The sequence below is a fragment of the Marinomonas posidonica genome, assembly GCF_043643765.1.
Classification (GTDB): Bacteria; Pseudomonadota; Gammaproteobacteria; order Pseudomonadales; family Marinomonadaceae; genus Marinomonas; species Marinomonas posidonica_A.
The window spans coordinates 171186-197028 of record NZ_JBHZSP010000005.1 but is presented as its reverse complement, the minus strand read 5'-3'; the positions used below and the strand labels follow the sequence as shown (position 1 = coordinate 197028).

30 protein-coding genes and 1 tRNA gene are annotated in these 25843 nt (G+C 44.0%); 10 read left to right on the top strand and 21 right to left on the bottom strand.

Annotated features, from left to right (window positions below; all coding sequences use genetic code 11):
* Nucleotides 1-61: 61 nt before the first annotated feature.
* From recJ to ffh, 11 genes are all read right to left on the bottom strand, one after another.
* A complete protein-coding gene (recJ, locus tag ACHUFM_RS07760) occupies nt 62-1786 on the bottom strand; it encodes a single-stranded-DNA-specific exonuclease RecJ (protein WP_394181144.1) in 1725 nt (574 codons plus the stop codon).
* 73 nt (nt 1787-1859) lie between these two features.
* Nucleotides 1860-2957: a GGDEF domain-containing protein gene (locus tag ACHUFM_RS07755; protein WP_394181142.1), complete on the bottom strand. Its 1098-nt coding sequence runs from the start codon at nt 2955-2957 to the stop codon at nt 1860-1862.
* Between the two features lie 152 nt (nt 2958-3109).
* The gene (locus tag ACHUFM_RS07750) at nt 3110-3829 is read right to left on the bottom strand and encodes a 16S rRNA (uracil(1498)-N(3))-methyltransferase (RefSeq protein ID WP_394181140.1); all 720 of its coding nucleotides are present in this window, start codon (nt 3827-3829) and stop codon (nt 3110-3112) included.
* A gap of 82 nt (nt 3830-3911) precedes the next feature.
* On the bottom strand, nt 3912-5297 hold the full coding sequence (gene thrC, locus ACHUFM_RS07745; RefSeq protein ID WP_394181138.1) for a threonine synthase: 1386 nt from the start codon (nt 5295-5297) through the stop codon (nt 3912-3914).
* Nucleotides 5298-5308: 11 nt separating this feature from the next.
* On the bottom strand, nt 5309-6610 hold the full coding sequence (locus ACHUFM_RS07740; protein ID WP_394181136.1) for a homoserine dehydrogenase: 1302 nt from the start codon (nt 6608-6610) through the stop codon (nt 5309-5311).
* A gap of 138 nt (nt 6611-6748) precedes the next feature.
* Nucleotides 6749-7465, bottom strand: coding sequence for a thioredoxin fold domain-containing protein (locus ACHUFM_RS07735; protein ID WP_394181134.1), 717 nt, complete (start codon nt 7463-7465; stop codon nt 6749-6751).
* Between the two features lie 102 nt (nt 7466-7567).
* A complete protein-coding gene (gene rplS / locus ACHUFM_RS07730) occupies nt 7568-7930 on the bottom strand; it encodes a 50S ribosomal protein L19 (RefSeq protein ID WP_113875398.1) in 363 nt (120 codons plus the stop codon).
* Nucleotides 7931-7999: 69 nt separating this feature from the next.
* Complete coding sequence (gene trmD, locus ACHUFM_RS07725) at nt 8000-8752, bottom strand: tRNA (guanosine(37)-N1)-methyltransferase TrmD (RefSeq protein WP_013795137.1); 753 nt, start codon at nt 8750-8752, stop codon at nt 8000-8002.
* Nucleotides 8753-8773: 21 nt separating this feature from the next.
* Complete coding sequence (gene rimM, locus ACHUFM_RS07720; protein ID WP_113875399.1) at nt 8774-9319, bottom strand: ribosome maturation factor RimM; 546 nt, start codon at nt 9317-9319, stop codon at nt 8774-8776.
* Between the two features lie 15 nt (nt 9320-9334).
* The gene (gene rpsP, locus ACHUFM_RS07715; RefSeq protein ID WP_013795135.1) at nt 9335-9583 is read right to left on the bottom strand and encodes a 30S ribosomal protein S16; all 249 of its coding nucleotides are present in this window, start codon (nt 9581-9583) and stop codon (nt 9335-9337) included.
* A 175-nt stretch (nt 9584-9758) separates the two neighbouring features.
* Nucleotides 9759-11138, bottom strand: coding sequence for a signal recognition particle protein (gene ffh, locus ACHUFM_RS07710; RefSeq protein WP_394181132.1), 1380 nt, complete (start codon nt 11136-11138; stop codon nt 9759-9761).
* A gap of 129 nt (nt 11139-11267) precedes the next feature.
* Here ffh and ACHUFM_RS07705 point away from each other — a divergent pair, with 129 nt between their 5' ends.
* The 3 genes from ACHUFM_RS07705 (at nt 11268) to ACHUFM_RS07695 (ending at nt 13931) form a co-directional block, all read left to right on the top strand.
* Complete coding sequence (locus ACHUFM_RS07705; protein ID WP_394181130.1) at nt 11268-12035, top strand: cytochrome C assembly family protein; 768 nt, start codon at nt 11268-11270, stop codon at nt 12033-12035.
* A gap of 83 nt (nt 12036-12118) precedes the next feature.
* On the top strand, nt 12119-13375 hold the full coding sequence (locus ACHUFM_RS07700; RefSeq protein WP_394181128.1) for an HlyC/CorC family transporter: 1257 nt from the start codon (nt 12119-12121) through the stop codon (nt 13373-13375).
* A gap of 10 nt (nt 13376-13385) precedes the next feature.
* Nucleotides 13386-13931, top strand: coding sequence for an NUDIX hydrolase (locus ACHUFM_RS07695; protein WP_394181126.1), 546 nt, complete (start codon nt 13386-13388; stop codon nt 13929-13931).
* Between the two features lie 9 nt (nt 13932-13940).
* On the opposite strand, the gene ACHUFM_RS07690 is transcribed toward ACHUFM_RS07695, so the two are convergent.
* The 10 genes from ACHUFM_RS07690 to dinB form a co-directional block, all read right to left on the bottom strand.
* Nucleotides 13941-14249 carry a YqfO family protein gene (locus ACHUFM_RS07690; protein ID WP_394181124.1) on the bottom strand — a complete coding sequence of 103 codons (309 nt, stop codon included), beginning with the start codon at nt 14247-14249 and terminating at the stop codon, nt 13941-13943.
* A 34-nt stretch (nt 14250-14283) separates the two neighbouring features.
* Entirely contained in the window at nt 14284-15147 is an 864-nt protein-coding gene (locus tag ACHUFM_RS07685) for a DUF72 domain-containing protein (protein ID WP_394181122.1), read from the bottom strand.
* Nucleotides 15144-15653, bottom strand: a complete 510-nt coding sequence (gene greB / locus ACHUFM_RS07680; protein ID WP_394181120.1) for a transcription elongation factor GreB — start codon at nt 15651-15653, stop codon at nt 15144-15146. Before greB ends, ACHUFM_RS07685 begins: the two co-directional genes overlap by 4 nt.
* 89 nt (nt 15654-15742) lie before the next feature.
* Complete coding sequence (locus ACHUFM_RS07675; RefSeq protein WP_394181118.1) at nt 15743-16573, bottom strand: mechanosensitive ion channel family protein; 831 nt, start codon at nt 16571-16573, stop codon at nt 15743-15745.
* A gap of 29 nt (nt 16574-16602) precedes the next feature.
* Complete coding sequence (locus ACHUFM_RS07670; RefSeq protein WP_394181116.1) at nt 16603-16974, bottom strand: hypothetical protein; 372 nt, start codon at nt 16972-16974, stop codon at nt 16603-16605.
* Entirely contained in the window at nt 16971-17432 is a 462-nt protein-coding gene (locus ACHUFM_RS07665) for a DUF2489 domain-containing protein (RefSeq protein ID WP_394181114.1), read from the bottom strand. The genes ACHUFM_RS07670 and ACHUFM_RS07665 overlap by 4 nt, the downstream gene beginning before the upstream one ends.
* Before the next feature lie 98 nt (nt 17433-17530).
* The gene (locus ACHUFM_RS07660; protein WP_394181112.1) at nt 17531-18331 is read right to left on the bottom strand and encodes an inositol monophosphatase family protein; all 801 of its coding nucleotides are present in this window, start codon (nt 18329-18331) and stop codon (nt 17531-17533) included.
* A 17-nt stretch (nt 18332-18348) separates the two neighbouring features.
* Nucleotides 18349-19017 carry an alpha/beta hydrolase gene (locus ACHUFM_RS07655; protein ID WP_394181110.1) on the bottom strand — a complete coding sequence of 223 codons (669 nt, stop codon included), beginning with the start codon at nt 19015-19017 and terminating at the stop codon, nt 18349-18351.
* 138 nt (nt 19018-19155) lie between these two features.
* On the bottom strand, nt 19156-20136 hold the full coding sequence (locus ACHUFM_RS07650; RefSeq protein ID WP_394181108.1) for a hypothetical protein: 981 nt from the start codon (nt 20134-20136) through the stop codon (nt 19156-19158).
* A 74-nt stretch (nt 20137-20210) separates the two neighbouring features.
* The gene (gene dinB / locus ACHUFM_RS07645) at nt 20211-21272 is read right to left on the bottom strand and encodes a DNA polymerase IV (protein ID WP_394181106.1); all 1062 of its coding nucleotides are present in this window, start codon (nt 21270-21272) and stop codon (nt 20211-20213) included.
* 389 nt (nt 21273-21661) lie between these two features.
* On the opposite strand from dinB, the gene ACHUFM_RS07640 reads away from it, so the two are divergent.
* The 7 genes from ACHUFM_RS07640 (at nt 21662) to ACHUFM_RS07610 (ending at nt 25528) form a co-directional block, all read left to right on the top strand.
* Entirely contained in the window at nt 21662-22306 is a 645-nt protein-coding gene (locus tag ACHUFM_RS07640) for an LPP20 family lipoprotein (protein ID WP_394181104.1), read from the top strand.
* A gap of 35 nt (nt 22307-22341) precedes the next feature.
* Complete coding sequence (locus tag ACHUFM_RS07635) at nt 22342-23499, top strand: flagellar assembly protein T N-terminal domain-containing protein (RefSeq protein ID WP_394181102.1); 1158 nt, start codon at nt 22342-22344, stop codon at nt 23497-23499.
* Between the two features lie 64 nt (nt 23500-23563).
* The gene (locus tag ACHUFM_RS07630) at nt 23564-23794 is read left to right on the top strand and encodes a cell division protein ZapB (RefSeq protein WP_394181100.1); all 231 of its coding nucleotides are present in this window, start codon (nt 23564-23566) and stop codon (nt 23792-23794) included.
* On the top strand, nt 23791-24273 hold the full coding sequence (locus tag ACHUFM_RS07625) for a hypothetical protein (RefSeq protein WP_394181098.1): 483 nt from the start codon (nt 23791-23793) through the stop codon (nt 24271-24273). The genes ACHUFM_RS07630 and ACHUFM_RS07625 overlap by 4 nt, the downstream gene beginning before the upstream one ends.
* A gap of 5 nt (nt 24274-24278) precedes the next feature.
* Nucleotides 24279-24446: a hypothetical protein gene (locus ACHUFM_RS07620; RefSeq protein WP_394181096.1), complete on the top strand. Its 168-nt coding sequence runs from the start codon at nt 24279-24281 to the stop codon at nt 24444-24446.
* Between the two features lie 11 nt (nt 24447-24457).
* Nucleotides 24458-25393, top strand: a complete 936-nt coding sequence (locus ACHUFM_RS07615) for a ProQ/FINO family protein (protein WP_394181094.1) — start codon at nt 24458-24460, stop codon at nt 25391-25393.
* A gap of 51 nt (nt 25394-25444) precedes the next feature.
* Nucleotides 25445-25528 (top strand) — tRNA-Tyr (locus tag ACHUFM_RS07610).
* The last annotated feature ends 315 nt before the right edge of the window (nt 25529-25843 follow it).

Below are 25843 nucleotides of genomic sequence, written 5' to 3'. Positions count from 1 at the left end.
CCTCAAGTTTGCATTCGATGGGCAACCAATGGCGGTATTTGTTAAGCAAATTTAAACGTCATTAAACCACTTCTAGGTAATCCACTAGCAATTGTAAGTTGCGTTGACCACGGAACTCATTGATATCCAATTTGTATACTAAACGCACTTGGCTGGCTTTTTCATTCGGCCATTTATCCAGATCCACAAAGAAACTAATCGCATCCAGCAACACGCCACTGTTAGGTTCTCGCACCATCAATTTTAAGTGTTTTTCTCCGACAAGGCGCTGCTGTAACACATCAAATACGCCATCAAAGCAAGGCTCAGGAAACGCTTGCCCCCAAGGACCGGACAATCTCACCAATTCAGCAAAGCTCAAGCTGAAATCTTCGGCGGCCAATTCGCCGTCCGTCATGATCCGCGCCTCTAACTGATCAGCCGTTACCCACTCTGCGATGATGGCATCAAATGCTAATCGAAAAGCGTCATAATGAGACTCTTTAATGGACATGCCAGCCGCCATCGCATGGCCACCAAATTTGCTTAACAACTGAGGATAGCGCTTGGCCAAAAGATCCAACGCATCTCGGATATGAACACCTGGAATGGAACGAGCAGAGCCCTTTAACTCATCCTCACCCACACGGGCAAAAGCAATCACAGGGCGATGGCACTTTTCTTTCATGCGGGACGCCAAAATGCCAATCACTCCCTGATGCCAATCCGCATCATAAAAACACATACCATGAGGCATGCTCTGTTCATCGTCTAATAATGATTCAAGCAGTAACTCGGCCTGCTCTTTCATATCGGACTCAATGGCTTTGCGCTCACGATTAAACTGATCTAATTGTTGAGCATACTGTTGTGCCTGATGTGGTTGAGTTGCCAGCAAACATTCAATCCCTACTGACATGTCATCCAACCGGCCAGCCGCATTCAACCTTGGCCCCACCACAAAGCCAAGATCAGAGGCTTTGAGCTGACGATAGTCACGACGCCCTACTTCCAATAAAGCCAAAATACCAGGACGCGCCAAACCGGCTTGAATACGCTTAATCCCTTGCTGAACCAAGATTCGATTGTTGTTATCCAGCGGCACCACGTCGGCCACTGTACCCAGCGCCACTAGATCTAAAAAATCCGCCATTTTAGGTTCAGGAATATGCTGCTCAACAAACCAATTCCGCTGATTCAACGCTGCTCTTAAGGCCGACATAACATAAAAAATTACCCCAACACCGGCTAGATTCTTACTCAAAAACTGACAATTAGGGTGGTTTGGATTCACAATGGCATCCGCGTTTGGCAATTGATCTCCAGGTAAATGATGGTCGGTGACCACCACTTTCATGCCATGAGATTTTGCTGCCTGAACACCATCAATACTGGCAATACCATTATCAACCGTCACCAGCACATCAGGGGAATACTGTTGCGCAACGGCTACAATTTCTGGCGTCAATCCATAACCAAATTCAAAACGATTGGGCACTAAGTAAGTCGGTTCGACGGCCCCCATCGCTTCTAACGCCAAAATGCCTAAGCTAGTGCTGGTTGCGCCGTCCGCATCAAAATCACCGACAATCAGAATTTTTTCACCTGCCACAATGGCATCGGCTAAAATAGAGGCCGCCTTAGGCAAATCAAACAAGGCATTCGGTCTCAAAAGATGAGGCAAGCGATAGTCAATTTGCTCCGAACTAAAGACCTCTCTCGCCATAAAGATACGCTGTAAACTGACGGGCATACTGGTAGGAAATTGGCAAGGTGCCGACGGCACTAGACGACGCTCGATACGCATAAGGTCACTCAAAGAAAATCACTGAGGCGCAAGAATAACACGAATTAATTTAAGGCAGGCAAAGACCGTCAAATTAGTCTTTACGAGTTTGATTTCGACCGGCACGCTTAGCATTGTACAAATGACTGTCTGCTAAGGTAATCGCTTCACGTAAAGAAACCGTCTCATTCATCGTTGCGACACCAAAGCTCAGAGTAACGCGGAAACTTTGCTCCCGATAATTGAATTCATAGTCGGCCACCAGGTTTCGAATAGACTCTGCTATTTCATAAGCTTCATGAGGAGAACAATCAAATACCGCAAGAAGAAACTCTTCGCCACCCCAGCGTGAAGACAAAGCCCCTTTGGGCAATCCAGACTCAATGATTTGGGCAATTTTCTCCAACGCATAATCCCCAGCATCATGCCCATACTCATCATTTACTCGTTTAAAAAAATCCACATCTGCTAATAACAAATAAGCGTGTTGTCGTTGCTCAAGCTTTTGATAAATACCGCGACGGTTCAAGAGGTTCGTTAACATATCGGTATAAGCCACCAATTTTAGCTTCGCCGACGTGCGCTTTAATTCATCATTAAAACGAGACATAGAGAATTCATAAATACCGGATAAAAAGACCACAACAGCAAAGGCAAATAAGATCCGAGACTTTAACGATGGGTGATAACCAAACTCTAAAAAATGGTTATCCGTATAAAACATCAGCGCGGTTAATAGCAGAGTAAAGACAGCAAGTTCAATCAACCCCTTCTTTAAACCATGTAGAAACAACGCCACAGCGGGTACACAAAAAAGCCAAACATGTCCTGTTCCATTCACGCCGCCCGTGTAAATCAGGTAAAGCATTAAGGCATATAAAGGGTATATCACAAAATTACCGGACATAGCGTGATGATGAGTACGCCTGAGGTAAAGATGGTTAGCGGCATACAAAAAAGCAATACTGATTAGCACGACGCCTAACAGTAACTTACCCTGAAAAAATGAAGCAATACCCAAAGGAAAGGTAAAAAGAATGCCAACGCTAGCAAACAGGTTAATGATCAACACTCGACGTACATCATCTGGAGACAACGTAGATACATCGCCCACATAAAAGCGAGTAATAAAATGAAGTTTTGCCTTTAAACTTGTTGGTCGCTGTAAAGCAGTTGGATCTTTATCTGACATGCCGTAACCCTGACTTATTACCCTTAATCTAGTTAAGGTTATTTAAGAAAGATATTACCCTAAAGACCCAAACACCTCTTCCCAAAAAACACTTTAGTTACAAATAACAACAATTGAAGAAATTTAAGTTAAATATAAGTAAGATTAAGAGATTAAGCTGGATATATACGAGACAAAAGAACAGGGACAACCGTTTCTACTTTCAAAATTCGCTCACCCAAATGCACACTCGACATCCCAGCGTCTAACCACTTACTGACCTCAAACTCGTTCCAACCACCTTCTGGCCCCAACGCCAATACACATGGCACCTGCAAATCTATTGGACACGATTTAGCTTGATAAGGGTGAGCCAATAGGCCTAATTTCCCACTCAATATATGTGGCAATTGGTCTTCCACAAAAGGACGAAATCTTGGCACCATAGTATAATTTGGCATGATGGTATCTTTAGCCTGCTCAAGCCCCTCTAACAAAGTCTGGCGAATTGACTCCGGCTGCAATACAGGGCTTTGCCAATAACTTTTTTCTACTTTGGATGAATGGATTAAATACAGTTCTTTGACGCCCATTGCCGTAATATTATGCAAGGTGCGCTTCAACATATTAGGACGAGGCAAGGCCATTACCAATACCATAGGCAAGGCTTTAGGTGGCTTTTGCGTAAGCTGCAAAGAATGAATGTGCGCAGGTAAATCGGCACTTGCCGCTTGATACACGCCTTCCCCTAAATTGCCACCTAATAGACCCACTCGTAATACATTCCCCGATTCCGCCTTAATCACTTGATTAATATGCGATTGTTGACGTTCCGTCAGTGCGTAACGCCCTTCAGACAAAATCAAGGCAGGCTCTAGTAAAATCAGATTCATATAATAAGGTTTAGACTAAGAGATAGGATAAAAGATCGCGGTCAAAACTTGACCGCGATAACAAGGCAATTAACGACTTTACTTAGATGCGATCAGCGACAAAAGACTGCACTTGCACCAGTTCATTGTCCAACACAGAATAAGACTCTTCACGCTCAAACAAGTCTTTCATATGTTCTGGCAAACTTGGTGATTCACAGCCTGCTTTTTCCACCGCTTCAGGGAACTTCACAGGATGCGCTGTCGCCAGAGTAATCATAGGCACAGACTTATCCTTCCAACATTGGCGAGCCGCTTCTAGGCCAATCGCCGTATGCGGATCCAACAAATACTGGGTACTAGCATGAACCTCGGCAATGACGTCACAAGTACGCTTGTCATCCACTTTATAGCTGTCAAAGTTATCCTTAACATAAGACCAAGCTTGATCATTTAGCGACACATCGCCTTGATTGAAGCGCGCCATCAATTCATCAATGGCCGCACCATCACGACCGTGAGCATCAAACAATAGACGCTCAAAGTTACTTGATACCATGATGTCCATGCTTGGCGACAAGGTTACATTCAACGATTGGCGACTCATGTCGTTTTCAGCAATTACACGATGCAAAATGTCATTCTGGTTAGTCGCAACAACTAGCTGATCCACAGGCAAGCCCATCTGCTTAGCTAAATAACCTGCAAAAATATCACCAAAGTTGCCTGTTGGAACCGAGAAAGACACCTTACGGTGTGGCGCACCAACCGCCAGAGCCGAAGAGAAGTAATAAACAATTTGAGCCATAATACGCGCCCAGTTAATCGAATTCACCGCACCAAGTTTCCCACCTTTCAAGAAAGATTGATCCGCAAAGCTCGATTTCACCATGCCTTGGCAATCATCAAAGTTACCTTTCACCGCGATATTGAAAACATTGTCATCAATCACGGTTGTCATTTGACGACGCTGCACCTCAGAAACACGCTGATAAGGGTGCAAAATAAAGATGTTTAGATGCTCTGAGTGACGGCAACCTTCAATCGCCGCCGACCCTGTATCCCCTGATGTGGCACCAAGGATAACCAATTTCTCTTTACGTTCTGACAGAACATAGTCCATCAAACGACCAAGCAATTGTAAAGCAAAGTCTTTAAAGGCCAAGGTTGGACCACGGAATAATTCCAGTATCCATTCATTATTACCGACCTGAACCATAGGCGCGATAGAAGTATGATTAAAGCTTGCGTAAGCCTCATTAATCATCTCCTTAAAAGCATCAGCCGGAATGTCACCTTCAACAAAAGGCCACATTACTTTGAAGGCTAAGTCTTGGTAACAAAGATTCGCCCAAGACGCAATCTCTTCTTTACTGTAATGAGGTAGACTTTCTGGCACATACAAGCCACCATCGTTTGCCAAACCGGCCAATAAAACGTCACCAAACGATAAGGCAGGTGCTTTACCACGAGTTGAAATGTATTTCATATAATTCTCTCTTAAGCCAAGTTTTCAACACGAATACGTTGCACAGAACCCGCAACGTCCGGCAAGGCTTCAATGGCTGCAATCGCAGCATTCATATTGCGTTCTTTTACTTCATGAGTCATAACAACCAAAGGCACAAGATCACTGCCTTCACGCTCACGCTGGATCAAAGATTCGATGCTAATACCATTATTGGATAAAATTTGTGTAATGTTTGCTAACACACCGGCACGATCTTGAATCGTCATATTAAGGAAGAAACCACACTCGATTTCTTCGACGGGCAGCACTTCAACATCAGACAAAGCATCCTCTTGGAATGCTAAATGCGGCACACGATTCGTAGGATCTGCAGTCAGCGTGCGCGCCACATCGATCACATCCGCCACAACAGAAGAGCCAGTTGGCAACGCCCCGGCACCGGCACCATATGTCAATGTCGGACCAACCGCATCCCCCTGCACCATAATGGCATTCATTACACCATTTACACTCGCCAACAGTTGTTTACGTGAAATCAGCGTCGGGTGCACGCGTAACTCAATGCCTTGTTTAGTGCGACGAGCAATACCCAAATGCTTCACCGCATAGCCAAGTTCACTAGCAAAAGCGACATCTTCAGCCGTTACACGACTGATCCCCTCGGTATACGTTTTTTCAAACTGTAACGGAATACCAAACGCGATGGACGCAAGAATGGTCAGCTTATGAGCGGCATCAATGCCCTCTACATCAAACGTTGGATCCGCTTCGGCATAACCTAACGCCTGAGCTTCAGCAAGAACATCATCAAAGTTGCGCTGCTTTTCGCTCATTTCGGTCAAAATGAAATTGCCAGTCCCATTGATGATGCCAGCCAACCAGTCAATGCGATTCGCAGACAGTCCTTCACGTACCGCTTTGATAATCGGAATACCTCCTGCAACCGCGGCTTCAAAGGCGACAATGACGCCTTTCTCTTGCGCTTTTGCAAAAATCTCATTGCCGTGCTCGGCAATTAAAGCCTTGTTCGCTGTAACAACGTGCTTACCATTTTCAAGCGCCGTCATCACCAATTCTTTCGCGACACTGGTGCCACCAATCAATTCAAGAACAATATCAATCTCTGGATTGTTAACCACGTCGAAAATATCACGTGTTACGTTAATACCTGTGGTATCACATGCATCATTGTCACGACGAGCACCCACTTGCTCAATAACAATGCTACGTCCAACACGTCGCGTAATTTCTTCTGCGTTTTTCAAAAGAATATTAAAACTACCGGATCCTACTGTTCCCAGCCCACAAATTCCGACTTTTACCGGTTTCAAAACGTTACCCCACAGAGATGATTTAATTATTTGTTATTTCGCCACTAAAAACGCTTCATTATAACGCCTGAACCACATAAACCCAACGAAGAAAAGGCTGAACTAGACTCATGTTAAGTGGAATATTTTGCAATAAGACTATAACCCAAGCTTACTGGCCAACTCTTTCGGTGGCAGATAACCTGGTAGAAACACACCATCTTTGGAAATAATGGTCGGCGTGCCTCGAACCCCCAGCTCATTCCCTAACTGATACTGATCCGCTACAGGGTTCACACATTTATTTTCAGGCACATCGGCACCAGTTTTCGCTTCTGTCATCCACTTTTTAGGATCATCAGAACACCAGATACTGACCATCTTGCGATAAGAAAAAGAACCGACCCCGGCTCTTGGATAGGCCAAATAGCGCACCGTAATCCCCATTTCATTCAGACTTGGGACATCGTTGTGCAACATACGACAATAACCACAGTCAACATCCGTAAAAACGGTGATGTGTGTTTTTTCATTTTCTGCCTTAAACACCACCATGTCAGACTCTGGCAAAGATTCCACCCTAGCACGTTTAGCTTGCTCGGTTTCGTTCACCAGACCATCCGCATCTATACGATATAAATCACCGACAACAAAATATTGAGCATTTTTTGTTACATAAAGGGTTGGACCACCCTCCACTTCCGCTGAGTACATACCCGCCGGTTCATGCCATTCTATCGAGCCAATAGTATATTGAGGTAGCGCTGTCTGTAGGGATTGACGAACTTGGTCTTGATCGGCAAAAGTAGAACGAAAAGGAAGCATGAGTCCAGCAATACAAAATGCACGGACCAAGAAGGAAAAGGTGTGTTTCATGGAAACCTCAAAGACGAATGAATTCGTCTCTATTAGGCCATACGAAAGGGAGTTAGTTCCACAAAAAAAGGCGACTTACGTCGCCTTTTTAAGGAAGATAAATTAGCGTTTAGCCAATTTCTCTTTAATACGTGCAGATTTACCAGAACGCTCGCGTAGGTAGTAGATCTTAGCTTGACGCACGTCACCGCGGCGTTTCACTTCAACACTCTCAACCAATGGGCTGTATGTTTGGAAAGCACGCTCAACACCAACACCGCTCGAAATTTTACGAACAGTAAATGCTGAGTTTAGACCACGGTTACGCTTAGAGATTACAACACCTTCATAGGCCTGTAGACGCTCGCGTGAACCTTCTTTAACTTTAACTTGTACGACAACCGTGTCACCAGGACCAAATGCTGGGACTTCTTTTGTCATCTGTTCAGCTTCTAATTGCTGAATCAGTTTAGTTTTATTACTCATGGATGTGACTCCTAATAATATGGTTTCTTATCAGTCCGAAGGTTCTTCTATCTGATAAGCTCGCAATTCCTACTCTGCCGAGGTTGAATCTTCAGTTTCGCGAATAAACTCTTCTAACAACTTCTGCTGTTCCTTGTCCAACTCAAGGTTCTGCAAAAGGTCTGGCCGGCGTTGCCAAGTTCTTCCGAGCTTCTGCTTTAATCGCCAGCGCCTTATCTCCTCATGGTTGCCGCTAAGTAGTACCGGTGGCACAGGCTCACCGTTAAGCACTTCGGGGCGAGTATAATGCGGACAATCCAACAAACCATCAGCAAATGAATCTTCCTCTGCTGAAGCTTGCTTTCCTAGCACTCCTGGCACCATCCGAAAGACAGAATCCATAAGCACCATAGCCGGCAACTCACCACCACTTAGGACAAAATCACCGATCGACCATTCTTCATCAATCTCAGATTGAATCAAACGCTCATCGACGCCTTCATAACGACCTGCTACCAGAATAAATTCTGCTTGTTTAGCAAGTTGCTGCACACCTTCTTGCGTCAGTGTACGCCCTTGAGGGGATAAAAAAATAACTTTTGCGTTGGGCACTTTTTGCTTAGCGCACTCAATCGCATCTTTGAGAGGTTGAACTTTCATCAACATCCCAGGACCACCACCGTAAGGTCGATCATCCACAGTCTTATGCTTATCCTGAGTAAAATCACGGGGATTAATATAATCCACCTCAACCAACCCAGACTTAATGGCTCTGCCCGTTACACCGTATTGGGTAATGGCTTGAAACATTTCCGGAAAGAGCGATATAACGCTTACCTTCACGTGATGACCTCAGCTTGTTAGTTAAAATTCCGGATCCCAATCAACGACCATTTCCTTTTGCTCCAAATCGATGTTTAGAACATAAGTTTCTGGTACGTAAGGAATCAGGCGTTCTTCACGATCAAAACTGCCTTCACACGCACTGACAACCACAACATCATTCGCACCGGTTTCCATAAGTTGCGAAACCTTCCCCAAGAGGACACCCTCTTTGGTAATTACCCTTAGACCTTCTAGCTGACTCCAGTAATAATCACCGTCATCCAACTCAGGAAGATCCTGCGCATCAATGTAAATATCCAAACCACAGATCTCTTTAACTTGATCTCTGTCATTATAGCCATTCACCGATGCCACCAAACCTCGCCCTTGCAAGCGACCTTGGCTTAACTCTACAGTTTTCCACCCACTTGGGGTTTTCAACCACCAATGCTTGTAATCAAAGATGCCTTGCATTGGGTCGGTGTGCGAATACAACTTCACCCACCCTTTAACACCATAAACAGATGTAATGCGTCCAACCACAAGGGCTTGCTCAGGAGCGGCCGCTTGCTTTACTTTAGACATAGCACTACCTCTGAATTAAGCGTTTTTGCTAGCTTCTTTAACAAGCTGAGCAGCACGGTCAGATAGCTGAGCGCCTTGGCTAACCCAGTGATTTACACGATCTAAATCGACGCGTAAACGTTCTTCTTGACCACGAGCAACAGGATTAAAGAAACCCAAGCGCTCGATATAACGACCATCACGAGCACGACGGCTATCAGCCACGTTCAAGTGATAGAATGGGCGCTTCTTAGAGCCACCACGAGAAAGACGAATAGTTACCATATGATTGGTTCCTTATTGCTTAACGAAACACCTCTTGCCGAGTCGATTTTTGACTCATACTACAAGAAGGCGGCATATTCTAGTCGATAAACTAGAAAAACGAAAGGGCGAATTGCTCGCCCTTTCAATAAAATCGGCACTTTTTTTGCTAATGCCTGCAAAAACAACTAAATAGTTATAGCTTAGGGAATCCGCCGCCGCCAGGAAGACCACCAGGCATCATACCGCCCAGTCCACGCATCATTTTTTTCATGCCGCCCTTGCTACTGAACTTCTTCATCATCTTTTGCATTTGTTTGTGCTGTTTCAATAATCGGTTCAGATCCTGGATCTGCAAACCCGCACCAGTGGAGATACGTTTTTTACGAGAACCATTAATCACATCGGGATTGCGGCGTTCCGCAGGCGTCATGGAATTAATCAAAGCCTCCATACGCACAAACATTTTGTCATCAACTTGATCTTGAATATTACCTAACTGCCCCATGCCTGGCAGCTTATCCAACATGGAACTCATCCCGCCCATGTTTTTCATCTGCTGCAGCTGCTCTTTAAAGTCTTCTAGGTCAAAGCCCTTACCTTTCTTTAATTTACCAGCAAGCTTTTCAGCTTTGTCTTTATCAATTTTTTGCTCAGCTTCCTCGATCAAGGACAACATATCGCCCATGCCTAGAATACGAGATGCCAAACGATCTGGATGGAACGGCTCTAAAGCGTCAGTTTTCTCCCCAACACCCAAGAACTTAATCGGCTTACCGGTAATATGACGCACAGACAACGCAGCACCACCGCGAGCATCACCATCGGTTTTCGTCAAAACGACACCGGTCAGTGGCAATACATCCCCAAACGCCTTAGCCGTATTTGCCGCGTCTTGACCCGTCATGGCATCCACAACAAATAAGGTCTCAATTGGATTAATGGCCCCGTGAAGCGACTTAATCTCGGCCATCATGTCTTCATCAATCGCTAAACGACCAGCGGTATCGACAATAACAACGTCTTTATGGGCTTTCTTAGCGTAATCAATCGCATTATTTACAATGTCGATTGGCTTTTGTGACAAATCACTCGGAATGAAATCTACATCAATTTCATTAGCCAGTGTTTCCAACTGTTTGATCGCTGCTGGACGATACACATCAGCACTGACCACAGAAACAGACTTTTTCTCACGCTCTTTTAAATACTTAGCCAGTTTAGCCGTCGAGGTTGTTTTACCCGCCCCTTGCAAACCCGCCATTAAGATGACAGCTGGACGCGCTACACGCAGATTCAAGCCATCATTGGCTTGCCCCATGACCGCTTCCAGTTCCTGTTTAACGATTTTTAAGAAAACCTGCCCAGGACTCAGGCTTTTTGAAACTTCCGTACCAACGGCGCGTTCTTTTACGGCCGCAATAAAGTCTTTGACAACAGGAAGAGCCACATCAGCTTCTAATAAGGCCATGCGCACTTCACGCAACACATCTTTAATGTTGTCTTCGGTTAATTTAGCTCTTCCTCGAATTCGATCAAGGGAGGAGGTTAAGCGTTCTGATAAACTGTCGAACATATTGCCCTCGAATTTGGCTCAAAAATGGAAAAAAACTGACACTATCAGTTTATCCAAGGTGAAATTGGTTTTATTATAACGGATAAATGATTATCACCCTATACCTTTACTAAGCGGACATCCTAGTTCATGACTCAAATATCGCTTTGGTTAGCTTTCACCGCATGTTTAATTGCTGGTGCGGTTTACTTTTTTCGTCCTCACAACCGCTTCACACAGCTGATTGGCGCGCTTGCCGTTGCGACACATACTTTTTCACTAATGCAGTTATTGCTTAACCGTGATGGTTTCAATTTTCTTACCATTGGCTTATTAATCGCCTTAATTGGCAATACTTTGCTGTGGTTTAGCAACAGAGACAAAGACTTATCCCTGCTAATCGGGACAGCGTTTCCTCTTAGCGCCATTATTTTAGCTCTCAATGCCATCGAACCTTGGGATTTGAAACAACTTCACAGTAACTCTTGGGGAACAAGCGCCCACATTTTAATTGCTTCTGTCGCTTACAGTCTCTTCGCCACCGCTTGTGGCGTGGGTATTTTATTAGCAATGCAAGAATATCAGCTTAAACATCACAAACTAAAACAACTACTGCGCGTCCCACCACTACAGATACTAGAAAGCCTGATGTTTGAATTTATTTGGGCCGCTTTCATCTTACTGACCATTACCATACTGACCGGCTTCTACTTTATAGAAGATATGTTTGCTCAACACCTAGTACATAAAACCTTTTTCACCATAGCCTCTTGGTTCGTGTTCGCAGGACTATTACTTGGTCGACATTTAGCAGGCTGGCGCGGGCAATTGGCCGTCAAATTAACCCTTAGCGGCTTCTTCTTATTAATGCTAGGCTACTTTGGTAGCCGCATTGCATTACAAATCCTGTTGCAATAATGGTCGAATTCACAAAGTATGTTTGACAGTCGGTTCGTAAGAACTAATAATTCCACTATCTAAATTATTGAGGCGCTCCCTTTTTGAACGAAGTTCCCTTAAGTATCCTCGGCGGAATACTGGCTTTTCTCATTCTATTTTCTGCTTTCTTTTCAAGCTCAGAAACAAGCATGTTGTCTTTAAACAAGTACCGACTAAAGCATCTTGTGAAAAATAAACATAAATCAGCGATCAAAGTCAGTTCTTTGCTTGAACGTCCGGATCGTCTTATCGGCGTTATTTTAATTGGCAATAACTTTGTAAACATCCTCGCTTCCGCCATTGCCACCATTATTGCGGTAAGATTATGGGGAGACGCTGGCGTCGCCATTGCGACAGCGGCACTCACCCTGGTTATTCTTATCTTCGCTGAAGTCACACCTAAAACATTTGCGGCTTTACACCCAGAAAAATTAGCCTTCCCATTTTCATGGGTACTCGCTGTTATCCTAAAATTACTTTACCCATTGGTATTACTCGTCAACACTCTATCCAATGGATTATTACGTCTGTTTGGGGTGCAAGCTCATCACAGCAATCAAGACACTCTAGATTCAGAAGAACTCAGAACGGTCGTAAATGAAGCCAGTGGTTTGATCCCAGCAGCCCACCAAGACATGCTGATCTCCATCCTAGATTTAGAAAAAGTCTCTGTGGAAGACATCATGATTCCGCGAAATGACGTTGTTGGCATCGATATTGAAGACTCTATCGAAGAGATTATTGAGCAAATCTGTCAAACACGCCACACTCGCATGCCCGTCTACAATGGCGAAATTAATAAAGTCATTGGTATTTTACACGCTCGTCATGCAGCCATATTTTTACGTGATCCAACACCATCCAAAGCCGCATTACTTAAAGCGACGGTTGAACCCTACTTTATCCCAGAAAGCACTTCACTCAACACAGTGCTTCTAAACTTCCAGAAAGACCATCAACAGATGGGTATTGTGGTCGACGAATACGGTGACGTTCAAGGCATAGCAGCATTAGAAGACGTTCTTGAAGAAATTGTTGGCGAGTTCACCCCACCAACCCAAGACGAAGAAGAAGAGATTCAAACACTGGATGATGGCGCCTTCCGTATCGAAGGATCAACTCACATTCGAGAAATCAACAAAGCACTAGATTGGCACTTGCCGACCGATGGACCAAAAACCCTAAACGGTTTGATCATTGAAACACTTGAGTTTATCCCTGAGCACCCGATCAGTCTTTGGGTAGACCACTACCAAATTGAAATCCAAGAAATTGAAGACAAGGTTGTGAAATTCGCCAAACTTCAGTTAAAGCGGTAAAGGATACGTCATGAGATACTGCCCTAAATGTGGTCACCAAGTTGAGATGACCATCCCACCAGGTGATAACCGCACACGAGCAGTCTGTCCGCATTGCGCTCATATCGATTATGACAACCCAAGACTAATCACTGGCACGATTCCACTCTATCAAGACAAGATCCTCCTATGTCGTCGTAACATAGAACCACAGTTTGGGTTTTGGACCCTACCTGCTGGCTTCATGGAAAATCAAGAAACCACCAGTGAAGGCGCTCTTCGCGAGACATTAGAAGAGTCCGGCTCGGTAGCCAAATGCCAGCAAGCCTTTAGCATGATCAGTATCCCAAGAATTAATCAAGTGCACCTTTTTTATATTGCTAAATTGGAAAAAGACGACTTTCACCCAACCGAAGAAAGCTCTGAAGTCGCACTCTTCGACTTGAAAGACATTCCATGGGAGGAATTAGCCTTTAGTAGTGTCACGAAAACACTTGAGTTCTTTATTGAAGACCACCAAAAAGGACAATATGGTTTTCACGAAGACGTCATTCTGTTTAACTCTGTACCAGATTAAACAAACACCTTAAGATTCAACTCTAATTAAATGATAAGCCACTTCTTCATAGGGGTGAGCTAAACGCAAAGCGGCAATAACCGCCTCCTTACACTGTTCCAAAAGCACCATCTCTACTCGATACTCTTCAACCTGCTCCGCTTCACCCACGTCACCAAGAAAAGGTTGAGCGCCATCTTGGGGACAGAACTGCCCTTGTCCAAGCACCTGCCAGCAACACGCCTCATAATTTCCCATTCGACCAGCACCAGCAGCAAAAACCGCACTCTTTACCGCCTCAAGATGAGTTGCTGGAACATAAAATACTAACGAATACATAAAACTTCCTTTGTGTCTATTACAGCATGAACAACTAAATCAAGCTCATTTGCTCTAACGTATCAGGCAAAATTAGCTGCTTAGAAGACAAAGCACCATTAGCCACTAGCTTATCATCCAACCAAGACGCCAATGTTGGCGCCGCAATATTGTCGGAAGAATGCACAAAAACAATAGGGCTTAACCCCTGCTCTAACCATTGCTTTATTTTGACCGCCCACTGATCCAGCCAAACATGATTACGCGGCAGATTAGGGTGACCAATATAGCGAACGATGGGAGTGGCTGCCGTCGCAACGGGGTGACAAGGTACTCTTGGCTTCTTTTGTTGAGCATCCAGCAGACTGTCATTGTAGGCAGGCGTTGAAAACACAGGGCGAGAATCCATGACAACTCGATCAACTTGACGTTCAGACAACGCCTTCAAAAAATCCGTTTCGCACTCACCCTTATCAAAAAAATCCAAATGGCGAACCTCAACACTCAAGGGTGTGCTCAATTGCCACTCATCCATTAAGGCCAAAATATAAGGCAAACGCTCCCCTGCCAATCGACCAGGAAGTTGCAACATAGTAGGCCCTAACTTAGCAGTAAGCGGTGTTAATGTTTGCTGAAAAGCCAACCAATCATCGCGCACTTCTTGCCATGAGCGTTGCGCTGATGCATGCGAAATCTGTTGTGGGACTTTAAAACAAAAGCGAAACTCCGCGTCAACCTGTCGGTACCAGCGCATTAATTGCTCATCCGCTACTGGTGCGTAAAAGGTACTGCCCACCTCCACCGAGGAAAAAACGTTGGCATACTCTGCCAGCCGCTCACCACTAGGCACCGCAGACGAATACAGCCAATCGATCCAAGCCGGATGCTGCCACTGCGCCATGCCGTACAAAATCGTCATAAATTGACCGGACGATATTCAACACACTCAATGAAGTAGAGTTTTTCCCCTTGAGCCCGACGAATCATGACCTCATCACCCTCTTCTTTTTTCAGCAAAGCCTTTGCCACTGGCGAGTCCATGCTGATGTAATCGGCTTGATGATCCAACTCATCAGGCCCGACAATACGAAAACACTCTTGTTTCCCGACCTCATCCTCTAAAGTGACCCAAGCCCCGAAGAACACCTTGCTCTGATCATCTGGAATGCGATCAACCACTTTACAATGATCCAAACGCTTTTCTAAATAACGTACTCGACGATCAATTTCACGCAGCTGCTTCTTTCCGTATATATATTCTGCATTTTCCGACCTATCCCCTTGAGCTGCGGCTTCACGAACCGATTCCGTGACGGCGGGGCGTTTTTCTTTCCATAGATATTTGAGCTCCGCTAATAATATTTGCGAGCCCTCATAGGTAATATAATTCGATTTAGGTGGTGCAGGAGGTCGATAACGACTCATGTAAAAGCCTCAAATGAATAACAGCGGCCATAAAAAATGCCGCTAAGTAACAATACTTAGCGGCATTCTAATCTTAATAAGTAAAAAAATTAAGATTCTTGTTTGTGAACATGCACATCCATTTGTGGATATGGAATACCAACCCCTTTCTCATCAAAGGCATATTTAATCTTCTCTAGCAGATCGGCTCTCACATTCCAATAATCTGCAGACGCCACCCAAGGACGTAAATTAAAGTTTACGGAACTGTCTGCCAATTCCGCGACGGCAATCACACAAGCAGGGTCTTTCAGAATGCGCTCATCAGCTTCGACAAGCTCTTCCATAATCTGCTTTGCCAAACGAATGTCCGCATCATAGCTAATACCAACCACGAGATCTAAACGACGAGTCGATTCACGAGAAAAGTTCACGATAGCACCGTTCATTATCGCCGAATTAGGTACAATAATGACACGATTATCCGGTGTGGTTAGATGCGTATGGAACAACTCGATACGATTCACCGTTCCCATTTGACCGCCCGCGTCCACAAAATCACCTGAACGGAATGGGCGCAATAGAATAATCAACACACCAGACGCAAAGTTAGATAGAGAACCTTGCAAAGCCAAACCAACAGCCAGACCTGCAGCACCTAGGATAGCGATAAAAGAGGTCGTCTCTACCCCAATTTGCCCCAACGCCATCAATACAACACCAGCAAACATCAAGGCATATAAAATGCTTGAGGCAAAACCGGCAACAGCTTTATCCACGGAAGATTTCAGTAAACGCTTTTCACACCAACCTGAAATCTTTGCCGCAATAAATTTACCCACAAAGAAAATAACCAAGCCAACGGCTAGATTAAGCGCACTGTCCATCACCCAAGGCATCCACTCAGCACCCTGATCAAATACCGCCTGTATATCATTCATAATCCCAAACCCTATCCTTAAAAATTACATCAGATCAAATAATCTGCTTTATGCTGCCACTCATCCAACAATTTTTCTAATTCTTTCCGCCCTTTGTTACTAAAAGATACACAAAGGCGACCATTTACCAGCTGAGTTCCTTTCGTTTCGAATTCATCAATCCAGCAACATCGCTCCCGAAGAGTGTCTAAGCTTTCGTTATCACGGATACTCAAACCAATAAAAGCATACCACTCAAACTCAGGTAGATTTCCGGCAAGCGCTTTTTCTAACATAGCGACACAATCCGCCTGACTTTGTCTGTAATAAGGCAATTTAGACTGATGACGAACAAAGAACATCATCAAGCCCATCAATAAAACAAAGAAAACAAACGCAGAAATCAAGAGCTCTAATATCATTCCGAAAAATCAAACGCTAACAATGATGCTTTGGCCTTTTTAAGGTCATCCAAATGAACTCTCTCATAACCATCCATTTCTTTTTGAAATTTATGTTTAGCTTGTTTCGGCAAAGATCGCCATTGTTCATGGGTTGGAATATGTTCGGTTTTCTCAGTGACTAGATAAAAGACCGAAATGTCTTCATGCTCCGATAAATCAATACTCAGTCTATCTAATAAATTTTTAATTCGAATACTTGCCTCAATCCAATTCACTTCATCCGTACCCGCCACTTTCAACAAGACTCGAATACTATCCACAGCTTTCTGACGCTCTTCTTGATAACGCGCCTCACCCGCCTGAATACGCTCCACTCTCAATCGATTGGCCTGTAATTGTAGGCGAATAAACCAAAGCGAAACGCCCATTACAACAACACAAGCGAATAACACTAAAAAAAATACGGTAAGAGACATACAGAACCTTTAAACTCAATTTATTCAAATAAAACACCCAATTATGTCAATCCAAACACAACTGGGTAACATTCCACCAAACTCTTGTCGCTTACTGGTTAAAGTAACGCCTTTAAATCATCATACAAATCAGGCGTCGCCACCAACAACCCTTCACCATTCACGGCCTCAGGCCAAGCCACCTGAGCCACAGAAAAATAGCCCAACTGAGCGCCAGCTTCTTCCGCAATTAAAGCACCAGCCGCCATATCCCAAGGCTTCACTGTCTCGTAATAAGCATCTAATCGACCCACCGCCACCCAGCACAAATCCAATGCTGCGGACCCATTTCGCCTGACATCCTGACACGCATGAAGCACTCGGCTTAAACGCTCAATCAAACTTGGCAATGATGTTTTTTGATATGGAAAACCTGTCGCCACTAAGGCATTACGAAGCGTTGAGGCTCCTGACACAGTAATTCTCTGATCATTACAATACGCCCCACTTCCTCGTAAAGCGAAATAACACTCCGCTAAAAACGGCGCATGAACCACGCCTAAAATACGCACCGTACCGATAAATAGACCAATTGAAACTGCCACATGATGATGACCATGAGCAAAATTGACCGTACCATCAATCGGATCAATCACCCAAACAGGCACATCCTCGATCAAGTTATCAACATCAAGCTCAGGAAAAGACTCTTCTGAAAGAATTTTATGTTGTGGAAAGGCCGCGGCAATTTTTTCACATATAAAAGTATCCACCGCGATGTCTGTCGAAGTTACCAATTCATGATGTAACTTATAGTTACGATCAAACATCGCCGTTTCACGAGCCTCAACGATGAGCTTGCCCGCGTCTTGAGCTAACAGTTTGGCAAAATCCAACCATTGTTCATATTCAGACGACATACCACTTCCTTCCACTTTTATCCTAACTGCGCATTAAGCCAAGCTGAAATGTCTTGCACCTGATCTGGGCAAACTGCATGAGGCATATCATAGGTTTGATAAGTAACAGAATAGCCTTTAGACATTAAGTTAGCTTGCGCTTGTGCCCCCAAAGTCGGTGCAACGACTGGATCCTGAGAGCCATGATGAATTAAAAATGAGGTGTTTCCATTGGGACAAAACTCAGCCTGAGACACCTTATCACTGTTCACTAAATAGGTAGACAAAGCCATTACACCACCAAGTACATGAGGCGTGTGAAGCCCCACCTGATATGCAATGACGCCGCCTTGTGAAAAACCAGCCAAAATAATGCGCTCAGCAGAGATCCCTTTACTCATTTGATCTTCAATGAGGTCTTCGACTTGCTGCGCAGACTCTTGAATATTCGCCATGTCGACTTTGCGCTCCAACGTCATTTCCAAAATATCATACCAAGCACGCATTGGCATACCGCCATTAATGGTCACAGGGCGTTGTGGCGCATGAGGAAACACAAATCGTACCGCCAAACCGTCTTGCAAAGACAAAGCGGGCACCAAGGCTTCAAAATCATGACCATCCGCCCCCAATCCATGCAACCAAATTACCGCAGCATCCGGTTTAGCGGCAGTTTCTACTTCTACAACTGGCAGCAAATCTGTCATTCTTTAAACTCTCCCAAAAAGCATCATAAAATGTTAAATGTAAAAAATGGTTCAAACATCTCGACCAAAAAAATAGGCTATCGCGAATCGCTATAGCCTATCATATTGATGCTCTTATCGTGCTGATTAAGGCATTTTTTAGTGTTCAGTTGGATACCGAACTTCTTGCACACCTTGATTTTCATCCAGACGCATCAGCACATCTGCTCGCCCTGGCATCACCGCCAACATATGGCGAGTAAGGCGCTCATAATATTGCATAAAACCTTTTAACTCTTCTGGCGACATGACTTTTAAATCTAAGGTATCTAAAAGTACACCATGAATATCATGCAAGTGCGCCTCCAATAGCCGTTCTTGCTTATTGCGCCATTCATAGACGATGTCATAATTTGGCGCCTGCATCCAAACCATTAAGTCCAACATGGAAAATAATTCGCGATAGTCATTTTTTAATAACTCATTCACAGACTGTCGCCAAACCTCCTGCTCATCTCTATCACGTTCTAGGGCATTCAGTGGGGAATGCAGATCCCCCATCATCTCGGGCGCACCGACACACCAACCTTCAAATAAAATCACATCAATCGGTCCCCGAACCTCTTTCCATAGGTGTACAGGTTTTCTTTCATCAATGGACTTATCGAAGCATGGAAACATCATCACTTCACCATCTTTTAATTGCCTCGCGCGCTGAAATAGGTTCATCGCCAAGGTGACATCGTGCGTCCCCGGTACTCCGCGCACGGAAAATAACGATGTAGTCTGACTGGCAAAATTCAATCGATCGTGACGGGTACTGTACAAATCGTCCAAACTGATCACCACCGCATTCAAATCAAACCCTTTCACCAAAATCCGACTGACAATGCTCGCAAAAGTGGTTTTACCGCAACCCTGTGCACCGCCAAGTCCCACTATCATAGGCCCTTCTCGACGACCCACTTTGTTACTTAACCAACTCGCAAAAGGCAAATACAAACGATCAATCTGATCAATTAAGGACACATCGGCATACAATGCATGTAATGTTTGCTCAACTTCGAATCTCAAACGTTGGGATAAAGGATCAGGCAAGCTGGAATGAATCACATGAGATTTTGTCTGCTGCTCTAACATAATAAACACCTCCATACCGTTGGCCTTAAAGTATAGACAGAGATAGTCAGGACTGTACAAAATTTACACAAAAATTAAAAAGGCAATAATAATTGCGAAGACATCACATTAGATAAACGATAGCCAACGCCAATCAAACGCACAGGCCGCTTGGAGCGGGAGTGAGCTTGCTGCAATAGCTCAGCAAAAACCGCTGTAGACAGTTTTTTTTGGATCGGTTGCTCTATTGTGGTTTGTTTAAAATCATCAAACTTGAGTTTTAAGTAATACTTACTCAAACGTGCTTCATATCCTCGCCCGGCCATACGCTTTTGCAATGCGTCAATCAGTTTAGGCAAGACGTTCAAACAAGGTTCAATGCCGGTTAAATCCTCCGCAAAAGTATGTTCAACAGAGATACTTTTTCGCTCTCTCGACGTTTGTACAGGACGTTCATCGATGCCTAACGCTAATTGAGACAAACGAAACGCCATACTACCAAAACGTTTTTGCAATACCGAAAATTCCACCTTTTGAAGATCTGCACAGTAATACACCCCAAGTTCAGCCAGTTTTTGCTGAGCCACTTTACCAATCCCAAAAATGCATTTAACAGGAATGGCCGCAACAAAATCCGCTTGTTGCTCAGGTGTCACAAGTGTAAGACCATCAGGCTTATTCCAATCACTAGCCACTTTGGCAATAAATTTATTCGTAGCAATGCCAGCTGATACTGTGATTCCAACCGTCGATAGAATTTGTCGACGGATACGATCAGCCATAAGGGTCGCACTGCCTTGGCACTGTGTTGACTGAGTCACATCCAAATAAGCTTCGTCCAAAGACAAAGGTTCAATAAGGTGAGTATATTGTTTAAAAATGCCATGCATTTGCTGAGAGGCAAGACGATACTTTTCCATACACCCAGGTAGGATGAGTAAATCAGGACACAAACGTTTCGCGACAGCCACAGGCATCGCCGATCGAACACCATAGGAACGAGCAGAATAATTGGCAGTGGATAACACGCTACGACGCTCAGACGAACCGCCAATAGCCAAAGGTCGATCCCTCAAGGCCGGGTTATCGCGCATCTCAATGGCCGCATAAAAACAGTCTGCATCAATGTGTATAATTTTACGTTCTGCTAGTGTCATGATAGAAATCACAAAATACTGTATATAAAAACAGTATACACAGCAAAGCACCCTCAAACAACGCAATGTAAATACTATGATCAAGCCTACGAGACCTGATAGAATCAAAAAATAACCGTAAAAATACCAGTCGAAAAACGTCAACCAACTGCTAAGTTGTTATTTTTGCCATATAAAACAAAGAAAATCGTCGATTTGAGACTGTAAAAATAGACGCTAACACGTAAAATAGTTTACATTTTATCCATGAGACAGAATGTCTTGAACAGGAAGCGAACCTTCGTCACTGCGAATGCAAGGATTCATTTCAAACCGACAAGGTAAAAGTGAAGAAACTCTGACACTTGCCGACAAGAAAAAGTAGAGACTACTACACAAAGGGCACCACCATGACACACGTAATTCGCATTCTTTTGATTGCAACAGGGGCAATCCTACTAGCAGGTTGCCAAAGCCTAAGCCAAACCAGTACTGCTGGAACAGGCACCTGTACTTCTGTGGCACCCTGTAACGGTAATCAGGTTGGTCCCTCTGGCGGCGCTTTAAACTATGGTCATACAGGTGCCATCAATGCAAACAATACGATCGCCGTCATCAAACAAGAACCTATCATAGTAACCGCTACGGGTTATGCGGCTTTGACAACCAACAAGCGATTAACCAAATCACAAGCTCGCATCATGACCTTACGCAGCTCTATGTTAGATGCTTACCGCAACCTTTCTGAACGTGTTTACGGTTTAAAAATCGATGGTTCAAGTTCTTTAAGCAATATGGTCATTCAGAATGACGAATTACGCACATATGTTGATGCTTATTTAGTCGGCGCAAAAGTCGTGTCTCAAAGAGAACACGAAGATGGCACTTTCGAAACCGTTGTTGAAATGGCACTGCAAGAAAACTTCCGCCAATGTATTTCAGCCGCTCATGGTCATGGTATTGCCAACGACCCTAATTGCCAGATTCAACCAGGTTACCGTGCCGTCAACGTACAAAGTGCAACACCGACAACTAACTTTTACAGCATTGAGTGATGACATTGCGACTCAACAAACGATTTTTAAGCCTTGTGTTATTAGTTTTATCTAATGCAACGTTTGCTGTCACCATTGACGCTGTTGGCGAAGCCGTCATCTATAATAACGACATAGCAGATGCACGCTATCGAGCAACAGAACAGGCTATAAAGCAAGCGGTGCTAGAATCTGGTTCACGGGTAAATGTAAAAGATGAAATGACCAATGGTGAAGTAAATTCGAGCATCGCTATTCGTAGTTCAAGCCATGTTCAACGAGCTAAAATCATTTCAGAGGAGCAAACCGGCAACTTTTTAAAAGTTATTGCGCGTATCGATGTCACCCCAGACTCTCAATGCAGTACTGGACCAACAAGCTATTATCGGAAAACAGTTGGGGTAACCGGCTTTGATCTACAAATTCCGCAACAAGCTCAACTTGGCGCAATTAATAACATTTCCCGAGAACTGCCCAAGAACCTAGCAGACGAAATCAATAAACAAGGGTATTTAAAAGCATTAACCGCCACTAACATTTCGATTTACCCGGACTTAATTAATGCCCCCTCTTCCACCAATTACGATGGCTCTCTTACCAATGTCACTCGCATCAGCGAGCGACTTGGCGTGCAATACATCATCAGTGGAGTTATTCGCGACATTGGCGAGCTTTACCAACGACATCCCAACAACAAAACCATCACCCCCCCCTTAGCTGCTGAAAATAAAGAAAGAAACTTTGTGGTCGATATCTATTTATACGACGGTTTCAGTGGCGCCTTATTGTTTGAGCACAGATACAATGAAATAGGTCATTGGGATATAGCAGATAATCAGCGCGTTGGTTTTGGTAGCGCAAAATTTTGGACCATAAATTATGGCAAAGTGGTTCAGCAAGCACTAAAACAAAGTGCTATAGATACTAGCGAACAGTTGCGTTGCCAACCCTTCATTGCCAATATATTTCGCACAGAAGGCAATCGCATCCACATTGCAGCAGGGTCCATCGCGGGGATTAAAGTAGGAGATAAATTTAACGTATATCGTCGTTACGAAGTATTTAATCAGCTACAGTCCGCTCAGACTCAGCTGAACAATGCCAATATCAGTGTTACAATCAAACAAGTACAACCTAATTTTTCGGTAGGCGAACTTGTTGTTGACTCACACATATTGAATGTCCAGCAGCAAGATGTTGTCATTGCTTGGTAAACTGACTCTCTTTAAAACACACGCTCAACATCAGCGATTACACTTATTTTTTTAGGATTTGATTATGAACAACGAACTACTTCATCACTTAGAACAACGCATTAACGAAGCGGTTGAAGAAATCAGCTCTCTACGCAAGCGTATTGGCGACTTAGAAATGCAAAATTATGAGCTCAATGAAGAAAAATCCGAACTACAAAACACGCTAGACCAAACCAAAGAACAGCAATCAAATTGGGAAAGTTCGCTCTCTCAAATGCTGAGCCGATTAAATCAAATGGACAATAAACAATGAGATCCTTACTACTAGCAGCACTGATGTTAGTCAGTGCTCATACTTATGCTAATGACCAAGGCGGTCAAATTGCTAGCTTAATCACCTTTGAGTCTGCTGCTGCTCGCCCAGATGGCCGAGATGGAAAAGACAATGTCACCTCCATCTTAAATGCTGGGATGGAATTCACTACACCTGAAAACATTTCTTTTCATGGTGGCTTTACATTCGTTTTAGGCGAAACATTTGAAAGTGCCATTCATTTAGGCACGCGCTTTTACAGTGCTAGTCCAGCATTACAGATTTTCCCTGGGTTGCCTATGTGGTCCTATATTGGAGGTGGCATATCGTTTCTAGATGAGACCGTATTCTACCCAGAAGCCGGCTTTCGTATCGCCACGTCTGACGTATCCCGTGTCGATGTATTCATTAAAATACTTAACAGCGATGACGAAACCTATGACAAACACATTATGGTTGGCGCAGGATTAACGTTTTAAACAAGATGAAATTTGCACCATTTATCATTGCAGGCTTTTTGATAACAACAACCTACATTTGGTGGCAAAGCAACGAAGGTATTACCATCACCTTGCCAAATGAAACACAAAAAAAAGAAATGCTTGGTACCAGTAGTACCCGAAGCATTCCATTAAGCCCAATACAAAACTGAGCCTCGTGTTTATGGAACATTTAATTGCCCAACTCGAAGCAAGGATTGACTGGCTGACAAAACAGCTAGAAGATGCTAACGAGGAGATACAACAGCTAAAGGATGGCAAACCAAGTACCACTGAGCACAACGCCTCAATGGACTTACTAACACAAATGGAAAGTCGCTCCACCGAAGATCGTCTGCAATTTTATATTGCAGACTCATTAGACCTTCTGGAAACCAAAACCACAGCAGCGGCCCCACAACCAAAAGCAAGTCCAGTAGTTGAGCAACAACTCAACTTTGACTTACTGTACGAAGGTGTTGAAACTAACACCACCAATACGACAACTGAACAGACGAATTACATGACTACACAACAATCAGAGCCTAGTAAGCTAGCGGAAGAAGATAAGCAAACTGATGTCAATACGACGCCAAGTGACACGCCTACTCAACAGGAAGCCACTATGACAGCGGAGCAACGAAGACGTCAGCGCAATCAAAAAAATAACCGTCGTCTTATTAAGATGTTGGAAGACCGCTATCCGAAAGCCTTCAACTGGAACCAACCTAAGCCTCTGAAAGTAGGCATAGACCAAGATATGGTTTTAGATGATGACTTTAACGCCAGCAAACAAAAACGCGCGCTTGCCGCCTACACACGCTCAGACAGATATAAGAAATGCCTTTTGTCTGGCCAGCCTCGCATTGATTTAGAAGGGGTCGCCGTAAACGACGAACCAGCCCTACCAGAATCTATGATGCCGCGTAAACCAAAGGCGACAACAAATCGTCCGAACAAAGACAAAGCGCCACGCCCCAATAAGGCCAAAGCAAACACAAAAAGCCAAACCAATAAAAAGCCTAAGAAAGTTGCTCCAAAGGCAGACAGTCAATACGACAATCTATCACCTGAAGATCGAATGAAGGCCAAACTGGAAAAATTGTTAAATAAATCTTAAAAAACAGTTTACATCCCTGAGCGCGGTATATATCATATGCCGCGCTGCTGTGGAGGGGTTCCCGAGTGGCCAAAGGGAGCAGATTGTAAATCTGCCACGAAAGTTTCGGTGGTTCGAATCCACCTCCCTCCACCATTTCTCTTTTTACAAGATAACATCTTGTTTCTTATATAAAAAATTCCTCAATATCTTAGATACGACTCAAAGCCACAAAACAAATATTATCCAAGCAACATCCATTTAATACAAACAACAGCTCACAATAATTTAAGTCAATAAAATCACCTCTTGATATACAGCAAGCTCAGAACACTACAGAGCTCAGCACAGCATTAAATCGCACTAAACGACACATAGCTTAGCAAAAGCAAACAACCACCTCACAAGCAAGTTCACGACCACTCACACGACACAAAAACCAATACAACTCAAAAAAGTACAGCACAAGCT

What these genes read in the sequence shown, in the direction of transcription:
- ACHUFM_RS07685 (WP_394181122.1), bottom strand. Translation starts at nt 15,147, where the DNA reads ATGACGATTTTGTACGGCATGGCGCAGTGGCAGCATCCGGCTTGGATC.
- ACHUFM_RS07640 (WP_394181104.1), top strand. Translation starts at nt 21,662, where the DNA reads ATGACACACGTAATTCGCATTCTTTTGATTGCAACAGGGGCAATCCTA.
- ffh (WP_394181132.1), bottom strand. Translation starts at nt 11,138, where the DNA reads ATGTTCGACAGTTTATCAGAACGCTTAACCTCCTCCCTTGATCGAATT.
- dinB (WP_394181106.1), bottom strand. Translation starts at nt 21,272, where the DNA reads ATGACACTAGCAGAACGTAAAATTATACACATTGATGCAGACTGTTTT.
- ACHUFM_RS07755 (WP_394181142.1), bottom strand. Translation starts at nt 2,957, where the DNA reads ATGTCAGATAAAGATCCAACTGCTTTACAGCGACCAACAAGTTTAAAG.
- ACHUFM_RS07695 (WP_394181126.1), top strand. Translation starts at nt 13,386, where the DNA reads ATGAGATACTGCCCTAAATGTGGTCACCAAGTTGAGATGACCATCCCA.
- ACHUFM_RS07670 (WP_394181116.1), bottom strand. Translation starts at nt 16,974, where the DNA reads ATGATATTAGAGCTCTTGATTTCTGCGTTTGTTTTCTTTGTTTTATTG.
- recJ (WP_394181144.1), bottom strand. Translation starts at nt 1,786, where the DNA reads ATGCGTATCGAGCGTCGTCTAGTGCCGTCGGCACCTTGCCAATTTCCT.
- thrC (WP_394181138.1), bottom strand. Translation starts at nt 5,297, where the DNA reads ATGAAATACATTTCAACTCGTGGTAAAGCACCTGCCTTATCGTTTGGT.
- rplS (WP_113875398.1), bottom strand. Translation starts at nt 7,930, where the DNA reads ATGAGTAATAAAACTAAACTGATTCAGCAATTAGAAGCTGAACAGATG.
- ACHUFM_RS07665 (WP_394181114.1), bottom strand. Translation starts at nt 17,432, where the DNA reads ATGTCTCTTACCGTATTTTTTTTAGTGTTATTCGCTTGTGTTGTTGTA.
- ACHUFM_RS07655 (WP_394181110.1), bottom strand. Translation starts at nt 19,017, where the DNA reads ATGACAGATTTGCTGCCAGTTGTAGAAGTAGAAACTGCCGCTAAACCG.
- ACHUFM_RS07620 (WP_394181096.1), top strand. Translation starts at nt 24,279, where the DNA reads ATGAAATTTGCACCATTTATCATTGCAGGCTTTTTGATAACAACAACC.
- ACHUFM_RS07650 (WP_394181108.1), bottom strand. Translation starts at nt 20,136, where the DNA reads ATGTTAGAGCAGCAGACAAAATCTCATGTGATTCATTCCAGCTTGCCT.
- ACHUFM_RS07615 (WP_394181094.1), top strand. Translation starts at nt 24,458, where the DNA reads ATGGAACATTTAATTGCCCAACTCGAAGCAAGGATTGACTGGCTGACA.
- ACHUFM_RS07750 (WP_394181140.1), bottom strand. Translation starts at nt 3,829, where the DNA reads ATGAATCTGATTTTACTAGAGCCTGCCTTGATTTTGTCTGAAGGGCGT.
- ACHUFM_RS07735 (WP_394181134.1), bottom strand. Translation starts at nt 7,465, where the DNA reads ATGAAACACACCTTTTCCTTCTTGGTCCGTGCATTTTGTATTGCTGGA.
- ACHUFM_RS07660 (WP_394181112.1), bottom strand. Translation starts at nt 18,331, where the DNA reads ATGTCGTCTGAATATGAACAATGGTTGGATTTTGCCAAACTGTTAGCT.
- ACHUFM_RS07705 (WP_394181130.1), top strand. Translation starts at nt 11,268, where the DNA reads ATGACTCAAATATCGCTTTGGTTAGCTTTCACCGCATGTTTAATTGCT.
- greB (WP_394181120.1), bottom strand. Translation starts at nt 15,653, where the DNA reads ATGAGTCGTTATCGACCTCCTGCACCACCTAAATCGAATTATATTACC.
- ACHUFM_RS07625 (WP_394181098.1), top strand. Translation starts at nt 23,791, where the DNA reads ATGAGATCCTTACTACTAGCAGCACTGATGTTAGTCAGTGCTCATACT.
- ACHUFM_RS07630 (WP_394181100.1), top strand. Translation starts at nt 23,564, where the DNA reads ATGAACAACGAACTACTTCATCACTTAGAACAACGCATTAACGAAGCG.
- rpsP (WP_013795135.1), bottom strand. Translation starts at nt 9,583, where the DNA reads ATGGTAACTATTCGTCTTTCTCGTGGTGGCTCTAAGAAGCGCCCATTC.
- ACHUFM_RS07675 (WP_394181118.1), bottom strand. Translation starts at nt 16,573, where the DNA reads ATGAATGATATACAGGCGGTATTTGATCAGGGTGCTGAGTGGATGCCT.
- rimM (WP_113875399.1), bottom strand. Translation starts at nt 9,319, where the DNA reads ATGTCTAAAGTAAAGCAAGCGGCCGCTCCTGAGCAAGCCCTTGTGGTT.
- ACHUFM_RS07690 (WP_394181124.1), bottom strand. Translation starts at nt 14,249, where the DNA reads ATGTATTCGTTAGTATTTTATGTTCCAGCAACTCATCTTGAGGCGGTA.